Source organism: Micromonospora sp. CPCC 205558 (assembly GCF_036902955.1).
Classification (GTDB): Bacteria; Actinomycetota; Actinomycetes; order Mycobacteriales; family Micromonosporaceae; genus Micromonospora.
This window is the reverse complement of record NZ_JBAKHR010000001.1, coordinates 137,607-154,621: the sequence shown is the minus strand read 5'-3', so window position 1 is coordinate 154,621 and position 17,015 is coordinate 137,607. Positions and strand designations below refer to the sequence as shown.

The following is a 17,015-nucleotide window of genomic DNA, read 5'->3' as shown; positions in this document are numbered from 1 at the left end:
ATGGACCATTGCGTGCCCCCGCCAGAGAATCCCAGACCACAGACATTCGACCCCATCATATCGTGCGCTTCGTCGGCGGTCGCGGGGTCGCGGCGCTGGCCGACCAGTTTCTGTTGTTCGCCATTCCGCTACTGGTCTTCAAGACCACCGGCAGTGTCGCCGCGAGCGGGCTCGTCTTCCTGGTCGAGTGGCTTCCGCGGGTCATCTTCGTCCCCGTCGCCGGGGTGCTCGCCGATCGTGTCGACGGCTACCGGCTCTACCTGATCGCCGACGGTGTCCGGGCGTTCCTCGCCGCCGCCGCCTTCGCCGCCGTACTGGCCTGGCCGGACGCGACGGTGGTGACGCTGAGCGTTCTCGCCGCATCCATGTCCCTGGCCAGCGCCCAGGCGTACATCGCGATGGAGACCACCCTCCCCCGGTTCGTGCCCGCCGAGCACATGGTGCGGGCGCAGTCCGTCATTCAGGGCACCGAGCAGGCGAGCACGGTGCTCGGCCCGGCCATCGCGGTCCTGCTGGCCACCCTGCTGGGAACGACCGATCTGCTACTGGTGACCGGTGTGCTCTTCGCGCTCACCACGCTCAACGTCCTGACGCTTCGCGGCAGCCTGCGCCGTGCGGTCACCAACACCGAGCCCACGACTGTCCGCGGTGTGCTGGCCTCGGTGGCCGAGGGCGCGCACACGCTGTTCAAGCTCCCCGCGATGGTGGGCCTGGTCGGGCTGACGATGATGGTGAACCTCATGGTCGGTGTCGGCATGGCGACCAGCGCCGCCATCACCACCGGCACGTTCGGCAAGCCCGACCGCTACTTCGGGGTGCTGTCCTTCGCCGAAGGCGTGCTCTCCCTGCTGATCTTCTTCATCATCCCGCGGCTGTCCCGGCGGATCAGCTCGCTGGTCGCCATCCTGGGCACCTTCGTGATCATCTGCCTGGGTGGCCTCACGATCAGCCAGGCGAACACGTTCACCCAGTTCGCCATCGGTTACACGTTGCTGATCGGCACGGTCGGCATCCTCAACGTCTTCATCCGCGCCGAACGAATCCGCCGCATTCCCCGCGAACACCTCGGCAAGACGATCGGCCTCATCGTTCTACTGAACCAGGTCTCCCTGCCAATCTCGGGTTTCGTCGTCGCCATCTTCGCCACCGCCCATGGCCCGCAGGCCGTGCTGCTCGGCGCCGTACTCGGATCCGTTCTCGTCGCCGTTCTGTTGCTTCCACTGGTCCTTCAACTGAGGTATCCCCATGCGCATCCTGATCCTGCACCGAATCACCGATGACATCATCCGATATGCGAATGGCCTCGACTTCGAAGCCCACGAGGTGACGTTCATCGGTACGGCCGAGCGCATGGCGACACTGCCCGCACGGCTGCCCGGCACCCGGATCGAACGACCCGGGACCGGCGCCACGGAGACCGAGGTGGTGGCGGCGCTCGCCGGTCACCCACAACCCGACCTGGTCATCGCCCAGTCCGAGTTCGACCTGATCGCCGCGGCCCGCATCCGGGAGGCGCTGGGCGTGCCCGGCCCGCGCGAGGCCGACGTGCTGCCCGTCCGGGACAAGGTCATGATGAAGGCCGCCGCTTCCCGAGCCGGCCTGCGTGTGCCGCGCTATCTCCCGCTGACCTCGGCCCTCGCCGGAGCCGCCATCCCATGGCCGGGCAGGACGGTTCTCAAGCCGCTCGACGGCGCTTCCAGCCAGGACGTACGCGTTTTCGACACAGCCGAAGCCGCAGTCGACACGGTACGCCGGGAGGGCCTGCCGTCCGACGCGGACCCGAGCGGCTTCGAGATCGAGGAATTCGTCAGCGGCCCGATCATCCACGTCGACGGGCTGGCCGTCGACGGCACACCTGTCACGCTTCAAGCCAGCCGGTACGTCGGCACCTGCCTCGGGTACGCCGAGGGCAGCCCGCTCGGCTCGGTGCAGACGGACACCCCGCCGGCCGTCGTCGAGTGGACCACCGCCTGCCTACAGGCAGTCGGCATCACCACGAGCCTGTTCCACCTCGAAGGCATCGAGACGCCCGACGGCCTGGTCTTCCTCGAGGTGGCCAGCAGGTTCGGCGGGGCGGGCGTGGCCGACACCTTCGAGCTGGCGACCGGCGTGCACATGCCGTCGGTGCAACTGCGGGCCCTCTCGACGCCCGGCGCCTCCGCCCCCGAGGCGCGCGCCGCCGACCCGGATGCCCGGTACGGCTGGTTCATCATCCCCGGTCACACGCTGGGCGCGAAGTTCTGCACGATCAAGGGCGCCGACGAGTTCCGGCACAGCCCGCTGACCTGGCGCTGGGTGCAGCGCACCGAGGACGAGCCGGTCAGTCAGGCCCTGAGCTACGCCGAGTACGACGTACCCATCGCCGGTATCGTCGGCCCGGCGCCGACTGCTGTGCTCGAACAGTTCCTGCGGGACATGTTCTCCTCGGTCAAGGTCACGGCCGCCGACAAGGCGGACAGCCATGTCTGAGCTGCTGCTGGTCGGGGTCGGTTTCATGGGCCGGCCGTACCTCGCCGCCGCGCGACGGCTGGGTCTGCGGGTGGCAGCCGTGGAGGGCGCGGCCCGAGCCGCAGACACGGCCGAGCTCGTCGACCACATCCGGGTGGCCTCTGGCAACCACGACGAGCAGTGGGCCGGAGGAGCCTGGGCCGCTGCGGCAGACCGCAAGCCGGCGGGAGTGGTGGCGTTCACCGAGAACAACGTGCTCGGCGCGGCCCTGCTGCAGGACCGGCTCGGCGTGCCCGGCCCGTCCCTGCACGCCGCGACCGTCTCCCGCAACAAGGCTCTGCAAAGGGGTCTGTTCGCCGCAGCGGGCGTCCGCCAACCCGAATACCTGTTGACCGACGATCTGGCCTCGGCGCGTGACTGGGCCGCGGCACGCCTGCCGATTGTCGTGAAGCCACTGTCCTCGGCGGGCAGCGAGGGAGTGGAACTCGTCGAGGACCTGGACGCCTTCGAGGGCGCTGTAGCACGCCGAAACCACGAGGGCCGGCTCCTGGTGGAGACGGCGGTGGACGGCCCGGAATACAGCTGGGAAGCCCTGATCAGCGAGGGAAAGGTGTGGCTGGCCAACCTCACCGCCAAGGAGACCGCCGAGCCGCCGCACTTCGTCGAGATAGCGCACCGCACCGGCATCCACCTCGACCAGGAGGCCGCCGCCGAGGTGACGGAGTTCTGCACGGCGGTGGTGGCCGCCCTCGGCATGCGTACGGGCATCGTGCACCTCGAGTTCCGGCTCGCCGCCGACGGGCCGACCCTGATGGAGGTCGCCGTCCGGACCCCCGGCGACTACCTCATGGATCTACTCAGCCTCACCTACGGGCTGGACTGGTTCGAGATGGTCGTCCGGCTTGCCATGGCGCTGCCCCTGCCCGAGCCACCGCCGGGCCCCGTCGCGTACGCCGCGAGCTATCTCCCGATCGCGCCGCCCGGCATCCTGGTCGAGGTGCGGGGCATGGCCGAGATCGAAGCACACCCGGCTTTCGTCACGTGCGGCTGGTGGAAGCACCCCGGCGACGTCGTGCCGGCGGCCACCTGGAGCGCGGAACGCGCCGGCTACCTCATCGTCTCGGCCGAAACCCCGGCGCTCCGCGACGAAGCACTGGCCTTCGTCCGCGAGACGCTGACCATCGTCACCCGCCCGGGCTGAACCGTGACGGCGCGCCCGAACCGCTCGTCGACCCGCTCACTGTCTGGGGTGGGGCGGGTGCGGCGGTTCGGGCGGCTTCCCACTGGCGTGGATGGCGTCGGAAGCGGCGATGCCGGCGAGGACGACGACGGCGGTGACGGCCACAGCCAGCGGCGGCAGCAGGATCATGAACGGCGAGGCGCCGGCGATCACCACGGCGCCGATGATCCGAGAGCGTGACACCCGGTCGAAGACGGCATGTTCCACCAGGGCCCGCCCGATCAGGAACAGCATCGGTCCGCCCAGGACAACGAGAATCCACGCCCGATTGGTGGGCCCGAACGGGTGTTCGATCACGATTTCGTATCCGACTGCGACGACAACGATGCCAACCACCATGAGCACGTGCGCGAGGAAGGCGTCCCGGATGAGGTGTACGGGCTCAGCGGAGGCTCTGATCGCCTCGGGCAACAGCTGGCCCGCCCGGAAGAGGTAGACGCGGAACAGCAGCACGGTCGTGATGAAGGAGACCGCGAAGGCGGCCGCTGCCCCTCTGTGCCGAAAGGATGTGTCGCTGTAGGCCGAGCCGGTCGTCAGAATCAGCTCGCCGAGGGCGATGATGAAAAATTGTCGGTAGCGCTCAGACAGGTACTCGGCCAGGACGGGCCACTGCCGTGGGGTGGGGCGGGACCACGGCGTGGGATAGAACAGCAGCAGCGCCGCGCAGTCGATGGCAATCGCCAGCGTCCACAACAGTACTCGGGCCGGATCAGTCGCTATCGCGCCGACGATCCACGGCACGGCCGACAACGCGAACCAGAAGAACACCCCGGCCGCTCGACGCTGAGCGTCATGGCCACGCAGTATCGGCACGATGATCAGCCCACGAACGATATGGACGGACACGTACGCACCGGCGAAGGCCAGACTTCTGTCAGCGAACGCGGCGGGCACCGCTACCGCCATCACCAGCGCGCCGAGCATGGCCGTGTAGACCACCAATTGAAGCTGCGGTCTCTGCGGGTCATAGAGGTCGGTGACCCACGCCGTGACGAACCACAGCACCATGAAGGCCAGCAGCAACAGCAGGGTCTCGCCGGCCTCGATGAGGACGACCCGCTGCTCGGTGAGCTCCTCGACCAGCCGCTGTGAGATCCGATTGAGGGCAAAGACGAAGACCAGGTCGAAGAAGAGCTCCAGAAGGCTCGGTCGCTGCGGTTGCCCCGGCTTTCGCAGCAGCGCTGCTGCCCTTGTCGACATGGGCCGCCCACTTCTGTCGGCCTGGCCTATCTGGGTATTGGTACCATGCCGGGCAGGTCGTCGAGTCAGGACCCGAAGAATGCCCCCGGCCGACACACCTGTCGGGCGGCCATGGGGAGCTGAGTAGCGGACAGCCGACATCGGAGCGCGAGGTAGCCGACTGCGACCATGGAGTCACTACGCGCACGCTCCTCTCCGACATACTCCCGTCGACTGGAGGAACAGATGCGTCTCCGATCGTTCGTCACCGCGGCACTGGCCACCGCCCTGGCCGCCAGCGCACTCGCGCCAGTGGCACCAGCCGAGGCGGCCACCGCCGACCGCTGGGGCTTCGCGTACGTCAAGGACCCCACCGTGCCGGTCTGGACGGTGCTGGACACCAGCCGGCAATGGGGCAGCTGGAAGACCGCGTTCCCGGCCGCCTGGGCCGACGGCGTCAAGCTCGCACCCGGCCGGTTCCAGGTCCGCTTTCCGCAGGTGGGTGCCGGTTCGCGGGGCGTGCCGCACGTGACCCCGGTGAACCGGACCGGGCACTACTGCGAGGTGGTCCGCTGGTTCCAGTCCGGTGCCGACGAGATCGTCGACGTGCAGTGCCACAAGCCCGGCGGCACCCGCGACGACACCCCGTTCACCGTGCTCTGGACGACCAGTTCGGGCGCGCTGCCGGCCGGCACCTCCCACGCGTACGTGCAGTGGGGCGCCGGCGCGGTGGTGCAGTCGTACAACTCCACGGGCGCGGCGAACGCGGCCGGACCGGTGGGCGTCGGGCAGTACCTGGTGCGGCTGCCCGGGGTCGGCTTGGCCGGGGTGCTCGCCGGCAACGTGCAGGTCACCGCCGGACAGCCGAATGCCGGGCCGCGCCGGTGCAAGGTCTACACCTGGAGTGCGGTGGGAAGCGACGTGCAGGTGTACGTCTTCTGCTACGACCAGGCCGGCGCGTTCATCGACACCGACTTCACCGTCTCGTACCACCGTCGGCGGCCGGTGATCGGCTCCCTCGGCCCGCCGTCGCACTTCGGCTACCTGGGAACCGCCGTCGGCGGGCCGACCAACGACAACTCGGTGCTCGGCGTCGGCGCGAACACCGTGGCACCGCTGGCGCCCGCCGGCCGCTACCTGGCGACCTTCCCGCAGGTCGGCCTCAAGGAGACGCACGCCCAGGTGGTGGCGCAGGGCACCGGCAGCAACTACTGCCACCTCACCCAGCCCTGGACGTACACCACCAATGCCGACGTCGACGTCATCTGCTTCGACAACACCGGCGCAGTCACCCCGCACCGCTTCCTGGCCACCTTCACCTCCCGACTCTGACGTCACGCCGAGCCGGACCGGCGGCAGCCGTTCCCGTTGCCGCCGGCCTGGCAGGGCCCGCACCAGTGGCAGATCCCAGGCCGACTCCGGCAGGGCCGCCCTGCAGCAGCCCTCGGGGTGGTGCGTGGGGCACGAGGAGTACGGCCACGTGCCATCTGTAAACAACCCTTGATATTTAGTGTCACGAACGTCAATATGTGGAGGTCGCGGGTCGTCGAAGCCTGGGGAGTGAGCCATGAGAAGCCGTCGGATTTTCGCAGTGCTGGCCGGGGCGGCGATGACCGTCACGGCCGCCGTCGCCTTCGTCCCCAGCAGCATGGCGGCCGTGCCCTCGGCCGACGCCGTCCCGATGGTCGCCTGCACCGCCCCGGCCTGGGCCGAGGGCCCCACCTACCAGGCGGGTGCCCAGGTCACCTACGGCGGAAGGCTCTACCAGGCGCTGGTCACCCACACCGCGCATCCCGGCGCCGGCTGGAACCCCGCCGCGACGCCGTCGCTCTGGCGTGACCTGGGCGCGTGTTCGGGAAGCACGCCGCCGCCCACCACGCCCCCACCGACGACCCCACCGCCCACCACGCCGCCACCGACCACACCTCCCCCCACCACGCCGCCGCCGACCGGTGGGACCTGCGCGGTGAAGTCGCGGCCCACCGGCAAGGTGTTGCAGGGGTACTGGGAGAACTGGGACGGCGCCTCCAACGGCGTACACCCAGGCCTCGGCTGGATCCCGATCACCGACAGTCGGCTCAATCAACACGGCTACAACGTGATCAACGCGGCGTTCCCGGTGATCCGCGCGGACGGCACAGTCCTCTGGGAGAACGGCATGGACGCTGGCGTGAAGGTCGCCACCCCGGCCGAGATGTGCCAGGCCAAAGCGGCAGGCGCCACCATCCTCATGTCGATCGGCGGGGCAGCCGCGGGCATCGACCTCAGCTCCAGCGCCGTCGCCGACCGGTTCATCGCGACGATCGTGCCGATCCTGACGGCCTACCACTTCGACGGCATCGACATCGACATCGAGACCGGCCTGACCGGCAGCGGAAACATCAACACCCTGTCGACGTCGCAGGCCAACCTGATCCGGATCATCGACGGCGTGTTGGCCCGGATGCCCTCGAACTTCGGCCTGACCATGGCACCGGAGACGGCCTACGTCACCGGCGGCAGCGTGGTCTACGGCTCGATCTGGGGCTCGTACCTGCCGATCATCAAGAAGTACGTGGACAACGGCCGGCTCTGGTGGCTGAACATGCAGTACTACAACGGCAGCATGTACGGCTGCGCCGGCGACTCGTACCCGGCAGGCACCGTGCAGGGCTTCACGGTGCAGACGCAGTGCCTGAACAACGGCCTCACCATTCAGGGCACCACCATCCGCGTGCCGTACGACAAGCAGGTCCCCGGCCTGCCCGCGCAGATCGGCGCCGGCGGCGGCCACCTGTCGACGTCGCTGGTCACGCAGGCGTGGAACTCCGTACCCGGCCTCAAGGGCCTGATGACCTGGTCGGCGAACTGGGACGGGTCGAAGGGGTGGACCTTCGGCGACAACGTGAAGCGCCTGCAGGGCCGCTGACACGCGATGGCGCCGGGCCCTTGCCCAAATCATCTTAGTCATTAAGATAACTGTATGGGCAGATCGACCGACTTCTCCGTGGCAATCGCCGGCGCGGGCCTCTCCGGCCTCTGCCTCGCCCAATACCTGATGCGCGCCGGCATCGACGTGCAGGTCTACGAGCGCGACTCTGGCCCTTTCGTCCGGCGACAGGGCTACCGGATCATTCTCGACCGGTACGGGCTGGAAGCGTTGCGCGAGAGCCTGCCCCGCGCGCTGTACCACCTGGCGCTGGCCACCGGCGACGAACCCGGCGGGCACCTGCGCTTCACCGACAGCCGGCTGCGGGACGCGTTCACCATCACCTTCAAGGACGAGCCGCACGCGACCCGCCAGGTCGACCGGCTGACCCTGCGGTCGATCCTGCAGTCCGGCCTGAACGGGCGCATCCACTACGGCAAGCACGCCGTCGCGGTGGACAGCGGCGGCCCGGCAGGGCTGCGACTGCGGTTCTCCGACGGCGGGGCCGCCGCGGCAACCGTCGTCGTGGGCGCGGACGGCGTCGGCTCGGCCCTGCGCGCGCGGCTCATGCCGGACGCGGACCCGGCGAACACCCCGATGGCGGGCATCTACGGGCGGTCGCCACTGCAGCGCAACGGCGAGAGCGTCATCCCGGACGCGCTGCGTACCAGCGGGGTCCTGGCCATCGCCGACCAGCCGGGCCGCGCCTTCTTCTTCACCTCCATGCGATTCGGCGAAAGCCCGCCGGAGGCATTCGCACGCCTGGCTCCGGGCAGCTACGCCCCCACCGGCTACGACTACGTCATGTGGGGGCTGCTGCTCCGGCAGGAGGAGGTGCCCGTCGGCGTCCGCGCGGACCTGCTGGCGCTGTGGAGGCTGGCCTCCCGGATGAGCGCGGACTTCCACCCGGTCATCCGGCGGCTGGTCGGCACGGCCGAGTTGGACGCCACGGTGCTCAACCTCTTCGCCACCGGCCGGCGCCCCCGCCGGTGGGCAGTGCCCCGGGCGACGATGATGGGCGACGCCGTACACGTCATGCCGCCGTTCGGCGCTCACGGCGGCAACACCGCGCTGCGCGACGCCGCCCTGCTCGGCCGCAAGCTGGTCGAGGCCCACGCCAGCGGCACGCCGGTGGAGAAGGCGATCGCCAGTTACCAGGACGAGATGGTGCCCTACGCGTTCCGCGCCGTGGACACCGCCGCCGGATTGATGCGCCGCCTCACCGGGGGCGCGGCCGCACCGCACTGGGTGCTGACCCGCGTGCTACCTCGGCTGCACCGGGTCACCGTACCGGAGGCATGATTGCGGGCATGTCCCACGAGCCGGCCCCTGCCTCCGCGATCGCCGACCTCATGCGCGCCGGGCGGGAGATGTCGCGGCTGTCCATGGTGTTCCGGTACGCCATCGCGGAGCGGCTGGGTCTCACCGTGAGCGACCTGGAGTGCCTGGACCACCTGGCGGACGTCGGATCCGCCACCGCGGGGCAGGTCGCCGAGCGGACCAACCTCACCACCGGGGCGGTGACCAGCATGCTCCGCCGGCTCCAGCAGGCGGGCTACGTGACGACCGAGCGCGACCCGGCGGACCGGCGGCGGGTGATCGTCACCCTGCAACCGGAACGGATCGCCGAGTTGAAGCGACCGTACGAGCGGTTCGCCGAGCGGGCGGAGTGGCTCATCGAGGGCTACAGCGCCGAGGACGTCATGCTGCTGGTCCGACACTACGACCGCATGCAGGCGATGTACCTCGCCGAGTTGGACCGCCTCCGCGGCGGTCTGCCCGAAACGGCGTCGGTCGACTGACCGCACCCCCGGTCCGCGGAGCCCGGTCCGGCCTGAGCCGACGACAGGCCGACGACGGCGGTATCGACCGTCTGCCTAGCGCGCAGGTTCCAGTACGACGACTGGGATCTGGCGGTCGGTCTTTCGCTCGTAGTCGGCGAAGCCCGGATACGCGGATTTCTGCGCGCTCCAGATCCGTTCCCGCTCGTCACCGGCGGCGACCCTGGCGACCAACTCGACCTTGTCCGTACCGATCTCCGCGTGAGCCTGCGGATGAGCGAGCAGGTTGTGGTACCAGTCGGGGTTGGTCGGCGCACCGCCCTTGGACGCGAACACGGCATAGCCGCCGTCCACCTTCTGGTACATCATCGGGTTCACCCGAGGCTGGCCGCTCTTGGCGCCGACCGTGTGCAACAGCAGCAGCGGCGCGCCAGCGAACTGACCACCGACCTGCCCACCGTTGGCGCGAAACTCTGCGATGATCTTGTCGTTCCAGTCACTCATGCCTTCTCCTCGCTCCCGCGAACCGGCTCCATCGACACGATACCGACAGTCTCGGCCGAGAGTGTGACACCGCGACCACGCACCAACGAGCCCGACGGCGACGATGCGAGCACGATCTGTCCCCACAGGACGCCCGCCGGAAACCGGCGAGGCCACGATTGCTTGATCCAGGTGAGATGCGAGGCTGAGCGGGTGACCTACCCGCTCGCGCGCCGCGTCTACGACACCTGCCACCTCGTCGGACGGTTTCGTCTGCGATCCGGCCAGGTCAGCGAAGAGTACTTCGACAAGTACCTGTTCGAAGGGCAACCGGATCTGTTGCGCGAGGTCGCCGAGGCGATGGTGACCCTGCTGCCGGAGTGCGACGTGCTGGCGGGAATGGAGATGGGCGGCATTCCCCTCGCCACGGTGATGTCACAGATGACCGGGCTGCCCACGGTCTTCGTGCGAAAGCAAGCCAAGGAGTACGGCACCAGCAAGGCCGCCGAGGGCGGTCCGGTGGACGGCCGACGAGTCGTACTGATCGAGGACGTCGTCACCACCGGAGGGGCACTACTCGCATCGTGCGCACAGCTACGGTCCATCGGCGCCCAGGTCGAGACAGTGGTCTGCGCCATCGACCGCGAGCAGGGCGGTCGTGAAAATCTGGCGGCCGAGAGGCTGCAACTCCGCGCCGCCCTCACCCGCCGTGACCTGGAAGCTTCAGTGCTGGCGTGAGAACTCTGGTCCGGCTCAACCAACGGCAGCCGAGATGCTGGAGCCGGTGCCCGACGATCTGAAGCCGTTCATCGCCGCGAAACCTCGACCCAGACCAGACGTCAGGGCAAGTCGCGCAATCCGACCCACGGCTACCTCCTGACCAACTGCCGTGGCCGTCTCAGCTTGTGCCGTGCGGACCGTCTACGTTGCCGGAAAGCCTTCCTGCTCGCAGCATCGCCATCGTGTGGTCGATTGGAAGTGGCGGCTCTGTCGGGGCCGGCCGGAAACTCTGCGCTAGGTGGGTCCGGATTTCAGCGTGAACAAACTCCCATTCGTCTCCCACCCGACGAAGAACGCCCGCATTTTTCCATGACCACTCAACAAACTCTGAGGGTCTACGCCAGAAAAGTCCACGACGATGGGAAGACCACGCCAGCGCAAAGCGCGAGACGCGCACATCCAGCCCCACTAGTAGAGTCGCGACCCCTGCCGCGACACCGATCACTCCGGCAACTTCGTAAGCAGACGCGTGAGAACTCGTTAGACATACCCAGACCGCAACAACGATCGCCGTGGATACAATCTCCATAAATATCAATACAGCCGAACCCATAACCAGCGACTCTTTCCAGGTTAGATTCGGCTCGTCAATGAAGTGCGTATATGACGTGCCGGCGTCACGGGCCAGTGGAGCCCTATTTCGGAACATGTTTTTTATCTGGTCGACCACGGAAAGGGCCCCGGCCAGGATGAGGAGTCCGAAGAGCAACACCCACGGAGCGGCTAGGCCAAGAATGACGGCACCCGCGAGACTCTCTGCGCCTAGTACAACTATCGCAGATGCGAATACTACGGATGCCACAAATGGACTCCACAGCGGGGCCCCGCCAGACTGACGTGCCTCCCGAAGCCCGGCAAGTGCTGGCGAATTTACATAACTACTTATGTCTACCGCCATTATCGCGGCCGACACGAGGCCGGCCACCACACCAGGACCGAGACCAATGAACAGGGCAGCGAGGCACCCCAACAGGATGGAGGTCCCCGCGGTGCGCCAAGCCCGCCAAACCTCAGTTCGGGTTCTACGCTGGCCCTCGACTGTAGAGTCAGGATCGAGGATCCAGAACAGGTCGTCCAGCTTAAACGTTCTCCGCCCGTTCACCTCAAGACTTGCGGCGATTCGGGAAAGCCACCCGCGGACGGCGCTCTTTGCCAAACCCTTGAAGCCGTCACAAGCCTCCGCCACAAAGCTCTCCATTATTATCTGACGCCCCTCCGTCAGGGGCACGTCCAAGAGCCGTCTCCAGGTGCCGGCGTCAATATTTGCGCGCCTCAACATCCAAAGTCTCAGCGGAGTTCCCAACATGGCGGATATGTCACGGGTGCTGGCATCGAGTTGCTTCCGGACCTCCTCCCGACCTAACGCTGCACCCATCTCTGGGTCGGATCCGATGATTCGAAGTATTGCCTCCGGAGTGATCGGTAAAGCCACGAAGCATTCTTCGAAGAAGATAGCGACCGCAGCCTCCGACGAGAACTCTTTCACTCTTGATGTGATCACGAGTGGTCGTGCGCCGTCGACACCGCCAGCATAGTCGCAGATATCCTTCATGCATTTACTGCGGTACTCTGCAGGAGCCTCATCAAAGCCATCAAAAATAGGTACTATCTGTCGACTGTCGACGAGCTGCGCCAGAGCCGCGACCGGTATACGGTCGTAAGTGGTGGCAAGTTGCGAGACCATCCAGTCGCGGATGCCGATCTTTGGGTCACCCTTAACGCATTGGAACCAGTCGGACAAATAGAAGAGCTCCGTGACGGATTTCGTGTCATCCAGGACAGCCGCCTGATTCAACATACGCAACATCGATAAAGCGGTGTAAGTCTTTCCTGTTCCAGGCTCACCGAGGATCGCAACGCGGAAGGGTGATGACGACCATGCAGTCGATAGCTCCTGCCGGGAGCGCTTGGGACCGCGTACTCGGAGACGCATCGGATCGGGCCCTGTCCACTGCCATGAAGCAGATCGGTAAAACGTCTCAAGGGGGGCCTTTCCCTGCAGCATCAAAGCTGCTTGGGAGTTTCTACCCTCAATGCGTCGTTCGGCAATACGGGCCAACAGGGCACTACGCCATCGAATAATCTCCGTGGCGCTGTAGTGCCCTTCCCTATCGACCGCTCGGTCCGAAGGCGCCCCGCGGGGCCAGAGCGTCAGCAGCGCGACGAAAAGGCTCGTGACGCCCGCCAGACCGCCGAGAACATTGGCGTTGTCAACTAGCCCGCTATCCGCCACCGGCCCCCGGAACGCCCATAGAACGGCGGCGACGCACGCGAGGAGCGCTGCGACGATCAGCCCCTTGATCCGCCGGTTCATGTTCGAGATTATCCAAGGCCCCCGCGCAGTTAGGTAGTGTTCGATCGCCTGGGAGGCGGCTGCCCCTTTCGGACGGTCCTCCCGGCTCACCTGCCACGCTCAACCGATGCACGGGTCCAGCCCAACCACGAATGCCGCCAACGCCTCAAGCGCAGGTGCCGGCGGTGGCCGGGCGCAACCAGCCGGGCACTCAACAGGGTCCGGGCCGGCAGGTCGGCGGTCACGACCTGGTGGCCGGGATCGTCTCCGCTGGACAGGACCAACCTTGGGCTGGGTGGTCGTGCACAACGCTTCGTTGCTGGGCGGGTCGGTGGTGACAGCACCTCGCACCACGACGGCGAGCGACTCCGCGCTCCCCCGACTTCCCGGGATCTGTAAACAACCCTTGATATTAAACGTCATGAACGTCCATATGTGGAGGTCGCGGGTCGTCGAAGCCTGGGGAGTGAGCCATGAGAAGCCGTCGGATTTTCGCAGTGCTGGCCGGGGCGGCGATGACCGTCACGGCCGCCGTCGAAGGGGTGGACCTTCGGCGACAACGTGAAGCGCCTACAGGGCCGCTGACACGCGATGGCGCCGGGCTCACCGTGAGCCGGGCAGGTCGACCGCATCCACGGTCGACCTGCCCGAGCGTGCGGCCTACTCCTGTGAAGGGCCGTCGCCGGCAGTGGCGGCACGCATCTCCTTGAGCACGTACGTGGCGGCCTTCTCGACGACCCGGACGCCTTCCTTCTGGCTCACGTGATGGTCGGAGAGCACGGCGATCAGCCAGTCATGATGGGCCTCGACGATCCGTCCGATGCTGTTGACCAACCAACGACCGCCGTCGACATCAGCGGTGTCCCAGCCGTTCTTGACGTAGACGGAACGATTGCCCGGCTCTCGCGCGGCGGGGACTCCCCATCGTTGCTCGGGGATCACCTTCTTCATGAGGCCCATGACGAAGGTACGATCCTGCGGGGTCAGCGGTCCCGTCGGGGACGTCAGCGCGGTCAGCAGACGGAGCTGGTCGGCCGCCGTCGTCGTGGTGAGTCCCCAGTGCGAGTTGGGCTTGGTCTCCCGCAGACCGAGCGCGCGGTTCGCGGCGGTGAGGCCGCGCGAGCCCTCGATCCGCTGCCACAGGGCTACCGCCGCGGCGTTGTCACTGGACACGATCATGGCCTCGGCCAGCCGTCGGGTGTCCGAACCCAAGGGCTTGCCCGGCGGCCGCTGACGCAACAGAAGGGCCGCCAGGATGTTGACCTTGACAATGCTGGCGGTCTCGAACCGTCTGGCGCCCACCGTCACCGCGGCCGTTCCCTGTCGGTCCAGTGCGGCGACCGCCAGGTGGCCGTCGTACCGATCCACGTAGGCCTTGATCCGCGTTCTCGCCAGGTCGACCAGGTCGATGGCCGGCGCCGTGGGAATCGGACTGGCAGGAGAGGGAGCGGGCGATGGGCTGGTCTCGTCGCCGTGGCGACCGCGAGTGGCACCGAAGGCGGCCGTCGCCACGCCGGCGAGAGACATGGTGACCGTGGAGACAACCCAGCGGCGGGGCAGCTGCCGACCTTTCCGCTCAGCCAAGACGGGCCACCGCCCTCGCCGCGATCGAGTCCACAGCGGCCTGGCTGCCCGGATCGGGGACGCTGACCGTGGAGACCGTCTCGCCTCGTCTCAGCATCGCGACGTACGTGACGGTATGCGAGGCATCGGCGCGCGCGATGCGACCTCGAATGAGCATGCCGGCGCCCCCGAGATATTGCGGATCGACGACCTCGAACGAGACCCGCGAGCCGAAGACCAGGTAGCTCGCGCACCGCAGAAGAACCCGACGGACGTCATCGACACTCCGCTCGGCCCACCCCGGTTCGTACGTCTCCACGACGTGGTGAACCGGCGACGAGCCGTCGGACGGCCGGTAGTAGCGCTGCTCGGCCGCGCGCCGATGCGACTTGGCCGGGTAGTCGCCGCTCTGATAGTTGGGGCAGTCGTCCTGCTCCCACGGCCAGGGCGGCAGACCGGTTCGCATGTCGTCCTCATGCCAGCCCGAACCCAGATCGCCGGCCACCAGCAGCATGCCCGGACCGCCCCGTTCGGCGTTCGGGACGTGTCGCTCCTCGGTGCCGACAACGGGCTCCCCCCGATGACACCCTGCGGCCATCACCAACGCCGTCAGGACCATCGGCACGACAGCGAGCGAGCCGCGACCTCTGCCGCGAGTCCGGCCTCGGCACGTCCTGCTGCTCGATACGGACACCATCGACCTCCCCCAACGCAGATATTCGCCACCGCAGGTCGCGCTCGCGGCGACCGCGGATGGTGGACCATTCGTCGTCGCCGCACCATGGGCGCGGCGATCGCCGACCGGCGGCCCGACACCAGCGGGATCCGCCACACACCGACCGCAGACGAAACCGATCAATGGCGCTCCTCGGCGAACAGCTCGGCACGGGTCTCGCCGAGCAGGTCGCGCAGACGATTGAGGGAGCGCATGCTCTGGCTCTTGACCACCGCGGTGGAGACGCCCACAATCTCGGCGACTGTCTCCACACTCAGGTCGTCCCAGTAGCGCAGGACGACGATCGCCCGATCCCGCAACGGCAGGGTGGCGACCGCGTCGAGCAAGGTCATGCGCAGCTCGGCTGGATGTTCCTCGCCCCGATCCGGCGGAGCCGACATCGCCAACTCGCGGCTGGAGCGACGCCGCTGCTGGTCGATCATGCACCGCAGCAGCATCTTCCGGGCGTACGCGTGCGGGTCGTCGGCCCGGCGGACCCGCCTCCAGTTGGCGTACACCTTGGCCAGCGTCGTCTGGGTGAGGTCCTGGGCGAGATGCCAGTCGCGGCACATCAGGAACGCGGCGTCGCGCAGGCGGCCAGCGACAGCCTGCGCGAACTCGACGAATTCTTCGTCAGCCATTCGACACGGCCAGCGTCGGGAACCTCTTGGTACCGGCCATGACGAACTCGGCCGGCAGTTTCGTCCCCCAGATCGGGCTGGCGGCAACCTCGGTTGCCTCGTCCACGGAGAGGACGGGTCGTGCCGGCGAGGTCCCCTTGCCCTCCCAGACCAGACAGGTGGAAATCGTCAGAGTGACCTGGATGCCACTGGGGTGATGCACCGTGACCATCTTGTTCTGTACGCAGTTGTCCGGCACTTCGGTCAGCTCCACCGTCCCCGGGGCCGGGCCGCCGCTAGGGCCACCCTGGTAGATGGCGAGCCGCAGCATGCCCGGGCCTGCACCTCGATCCAGGTAAAGCTGGACGTACGGCATGCCGAGGCCGACCGCCTCGCTGCTTCGCAGACTCGCGTAACCGCCGGTCTTCCCCCCGGGCAGAAGCCGAGTCAGCACTTCCAGGGCGCCCTCCGGTGTGGCGGTCAGCAACTTGCCGTCCGGTTCCGCGCCGATCCTCACGCTGCCGATCACCCTGGTCGAGGCAGTCGGCAGGCCCGCCCGACGGGGATCTGCTGACTGGTTGTCGTTGGCGCCCTCGGCACCTGGTGGTCCCTCGGGGGACTGAACCGGGGACGGCGTGACAGTGTCGACCGGCCTGTCCGGCGAGCCACTGGTCAGTGCGCCGCGCTGACCGGTGTCATTCGCACCGACGCGGAACGGCCCGGCGGCCAGGCCGATCACGAGCAACATCGCCAACGCCGAGCCGCCGGCGCCGAACTGCGCCAGGCGGCGCTGGCGGCGCAGCCGGCGGCCCTGCACCATCGACTGCTGGACCAGATCGCCCAACGGCGGGGCGGGGTGTCGGGCCAGATCGTCCCTGAAACGCCCACGGACGTCACCCATGTCGCGAACCCTCTCCCCAGCCGACCGCCCACGGTGGCGATCCGTCGCTGACCAGACGGGTTGGCCAACCGATTTGGTTACCGCCTTCGGCAGAAATTTTTCAG

15 protein-coding genes are annotated in these 17,015 nt (G+C 67.7%); 8 read left to right on the top strand and 7 right to left on the bottom strand.

Annotated features, from left to right (window positions below):
• The first annotated feature begins 62 nt into the window (after positions 1-62).
• From V6U86_RS00630 to V6U86_RS00620, 3 genes are read left to right on the top strand one after another with little or no spacing between them, the layout of a single operon-like run.
• Positions 63-1,280, top strand: coding sequence for an MFS transporter (locus V6U86_RS00630; protein ID WP_334497180.1), 1,218 nt, complete (start codon positions 63-65; stop codon positions 1,278-1,280).
• Entirely contained in the window at positions 1,246-2,469 is a 1,224-nt protein-coding gene (locus tag V6U86_RS00625) for an ATP-grasp domain-containing protein (RefSeq protein WP_334497178.1), read from the top strand. Before V6U86_RS00630 ends, V6U86_RS00625 begins: the two co-directional genes overlap by 35 nt.
• Complete coding sequence (locus V6U86_RS00620; RefSeq protein WP_334497176.1) at positions 2,462-3,649, top strand: ATP-grasp domain-containing protein; 1,188 nt, start codon at positions 2,462-2,464, stop codon at positions 3,647-3,649. The genes V6U86_RS00625 and V6U86_RS00620 overlap by 8 nt, the downstream gene beginning before the upstream one ends.
• 36 nt (positions 3,650-3,685) lie before the next feature.
• Here V6U86_RS00620 and V6U86_RS00615 read toward each other — a convergent pair whose 3' ends face one another.
• Positions 3,686-5,029: a low temperature requirement protein A gene (locus V6U86_RS00615; protein WP_334497174.1), complete on the bottom strand. Its 1,344-nt coding sequence runs from the start codon at positions 5,027-5,029 to the stop codon at positions 3,686-3,688.
• An 84-nt stretch (positions 5,030-5,113) separates the two neighbouring features.
• On the opposite strand from V6U86_RS00615, the gene V6U86_RS00610 reads away from it, so the two are divergent.
• From V6U86_RS00610 to V6U86_RS00595, 4 genes are all read left to right on the top strand, one after another.
• Positions 5,114-6,199, top strand: coding sequence for a hypothetical protein (locus tag V6U86_RS00610; protein WP_334497172.1), 1,086 nt, complete (start codon positions 5,114-5,116; stop codon positions 6,197-6,199).
• A gap of 235 nt (positions 6,200-6,434) precedes the next feature.
• On the top strand, positions 6,435-7,775 hold the full coding sequence (locus V6U86_RS00605; RefSeq protein WP_334497170.1) for a carbohydrate-binding protein: 1,341 nt from the start codon (positions 6,435-6,437) through the stop codon (positions 7,773-7,775).
• Positions 7,776-7,829: 54 nt separating this feature from the next.
• A complete protein-coding gene (locus V6U86_RS00600) occupies positions 7,830-9,077 on the top strand; it encodes an FAD-dependent oxidoreductase (RefSeq protein WP_334497168.1) in 1,248 nt (415 codons plus the stop codon).
• Between the two features lie 8 nt (positions 9,078-9,085).
• Positions 9,086-9,577 carry a MarR family winged helix-turn-helix transcriptional regulator gene (locus V6U86_RS00595; protein WP_334497166.1) on the top strand — a complete coding sequence of 164 codons (492 nt, stop codon included), beginning with the start codon at positions 9,086-9,088 and terminating at the stop codon, positions 9,575-9,577.
• A 75-nt stretch (positions 9,578-9,652) separates the two neighbouring features.
• On the opposite strand, the gene V6U86_RS00590 is transcribed toward V6U86_RS00595, so the two are convergent.
• Positions 9,653-10,060 (bottom strand): nitroreductase family deazaflavin-dependent oxidoreductase, encoded by a 408-nt coding sequence (locus V6U86_RS00590; RefSeq protein WP_334497164.1) that lies wholly within the window; start codon positions 10,058-10,060, stop codon positions 9,653-9,655.
• Positions 10,061-10,252: 192 nt separating this feature from the next.
• Here V6U86_RS00590 and pyrE point away from each other — a divergent pair, with 192 nt between their 5' ends.
• Entirely contained in the window at positions 10,253-10,777 is a 525-nt protein-coding gene (gene pyrE / locus V6U86_RS00585; protein WP_334497162.1) for an orotate phosphoribosyltransferase, read from the top strand.
• Positions 10,778-10,937: 160 nt separating this feature from the next.
• On the opposite strand, the gene V6U86_RS00580 is transcribed toward pyrE, so the two are convergent.
• From V6U86_RS00580 to V6U86_RS00560, 5 genes are all read right to left on the bottom strand, one after another.
• Positions 10,938-13,223, bottom strand: a complete 2,286-nt coding sequence (locus V6U86_RS00580; protein WP_334497160.1) for a hypothetical protein — start codon at positions 13,221-13,223, stop codon at positions 10,938-10,940.
• A 549-nt stretch (positions 13,224-13,772) separates the two neighbouring features.
• Positions 13,773-14,624, bottom strand: coding sequence for a serine hydrolase (locus tag V6U86_RS00575; RefSeq protein ID WP_334497158.1), 852 nt, complete (start codon positions 14,622-14,624; stop codon positions 13,773-13,775).
• Positions 14,625-14,688: 64 nt separating this feature from the next.
• Positions 14,689-15,189: a hypothetical protein gene (locus V6U86_RS00570; RefSeq protein ID WP_334497156.1), complete on the bottom strand. Its 501-nt coding sequence runs from the start codon at positions 15,187-15,189 to the stop codon at positions 14,689-14,691.
• Positions 15,190-15,530: 341 nt separating this feature from the next.
• A complete protein-coding gene (locus V6U86_RS00565; protein ID WP_334497154.1) occupies positions 15,531-16,031 on the bottom strand; it encodes a SigE family RNA polymerase sigma factor in 501 nt (166 codons plus the stop codon).
• Entirely contained in the window at positions 16,024-16,911 is an 888-nt protein-coding gene (locus V6U86_RS00560) for a hypothetical protein (RefSeq protein WP_334497152.1), read from the bottom strand. The genes V6U86_RS00565 and V6U86_RS00560 overlap by 8 nt, the downstream gene beginning before the upstream one ends.
• Between the last annotated feature and the right edge of the window lie 104 nt (positions 16,912-17,015).

Excerpts from the sequence above, each read along its gene's own strand:
- V6U86_RS00625 (WP_334497178.1), top strand. The coding sequence starts at position 1,246 with ATGCGCATCCTGATCCTGCACCGAATCACCGATGACATCATCCGATAT.
- V6U86_RS00620 (WP_334497176.1), top strand. The coding sequence starts at position 2,462 with ATGTCTGAGCTGCTGCTGGTCGGGGTCGGTTTCATGGGCCGGCCGTAC.
- V6U86_RS00615 (WP_334497174.1), bottom strand. The coding sequence starts at position 5,029 with ATGTCGGCTGTCCGCTACTCAGCTCCCCATGGCCGCCCGACAGGTGTG.
- V6U86_RS00610 (WP_334497172.1), top strand. The coding sequence starts at position 5,114 with ATGCGTCTCCGATCGTTCGTCACCGCGGCACTGGCCACCGCCCTGGCC.
- V6U86_RS00605 (WP_334497170.1), top strand. The coding sequence starts at position 6,435 with ATGAGAAGCCGTCGGATTTTCGCAGTGCTGGCCGGGGCGGCGATGACC.
- V6U86_RS00600 (WP_334497168.1), top strand. The coding sequence starts at position 7,830 with ATGGGCAGATCGACCGACTTCTCCGTGGCAATCGCCGGCGCGGGCCTC.
- V6U86_RS00595 (WP_334497166.1), top strand. The coding sequence starts at position 9,086 with ATGTCCCACGAGCCGGCCCCTGCCTCCGCGATCGCCGACCTCATGCGC.
- V6U86_RS00590 (WP_334497164.1), bottom strand. The coding sequence starts at position 10,060 with ATGAGTGACTGGAACGACAAGATCATCGCAGAGTTTCGCGCCAACGGT.
- V6U86_RS00570 (WP_334497156.1), bottom strand. The coding sequence starts at position 15,189 with ATGCTGCTGGTGGCCGGCGATCTGGGTTCGGGCTGGCATGAGGACGAC.
- V6U86_RS00565 (WP_334497154.1), bottom strand. The coding sequence starts at position 16,031 with ATGGCTGACGAAGAATTCGTCGAGTTCGCGCAGGCTGTCGCTGGCCGC.
- V6U86_RS00560 (WP_334497152.1), bottom strand. The coding sequence starts at position 16,911 with ATGGGTGACGTCCGTGGGCGTTTCAGGGACGATCTGGCCCGACACCCC.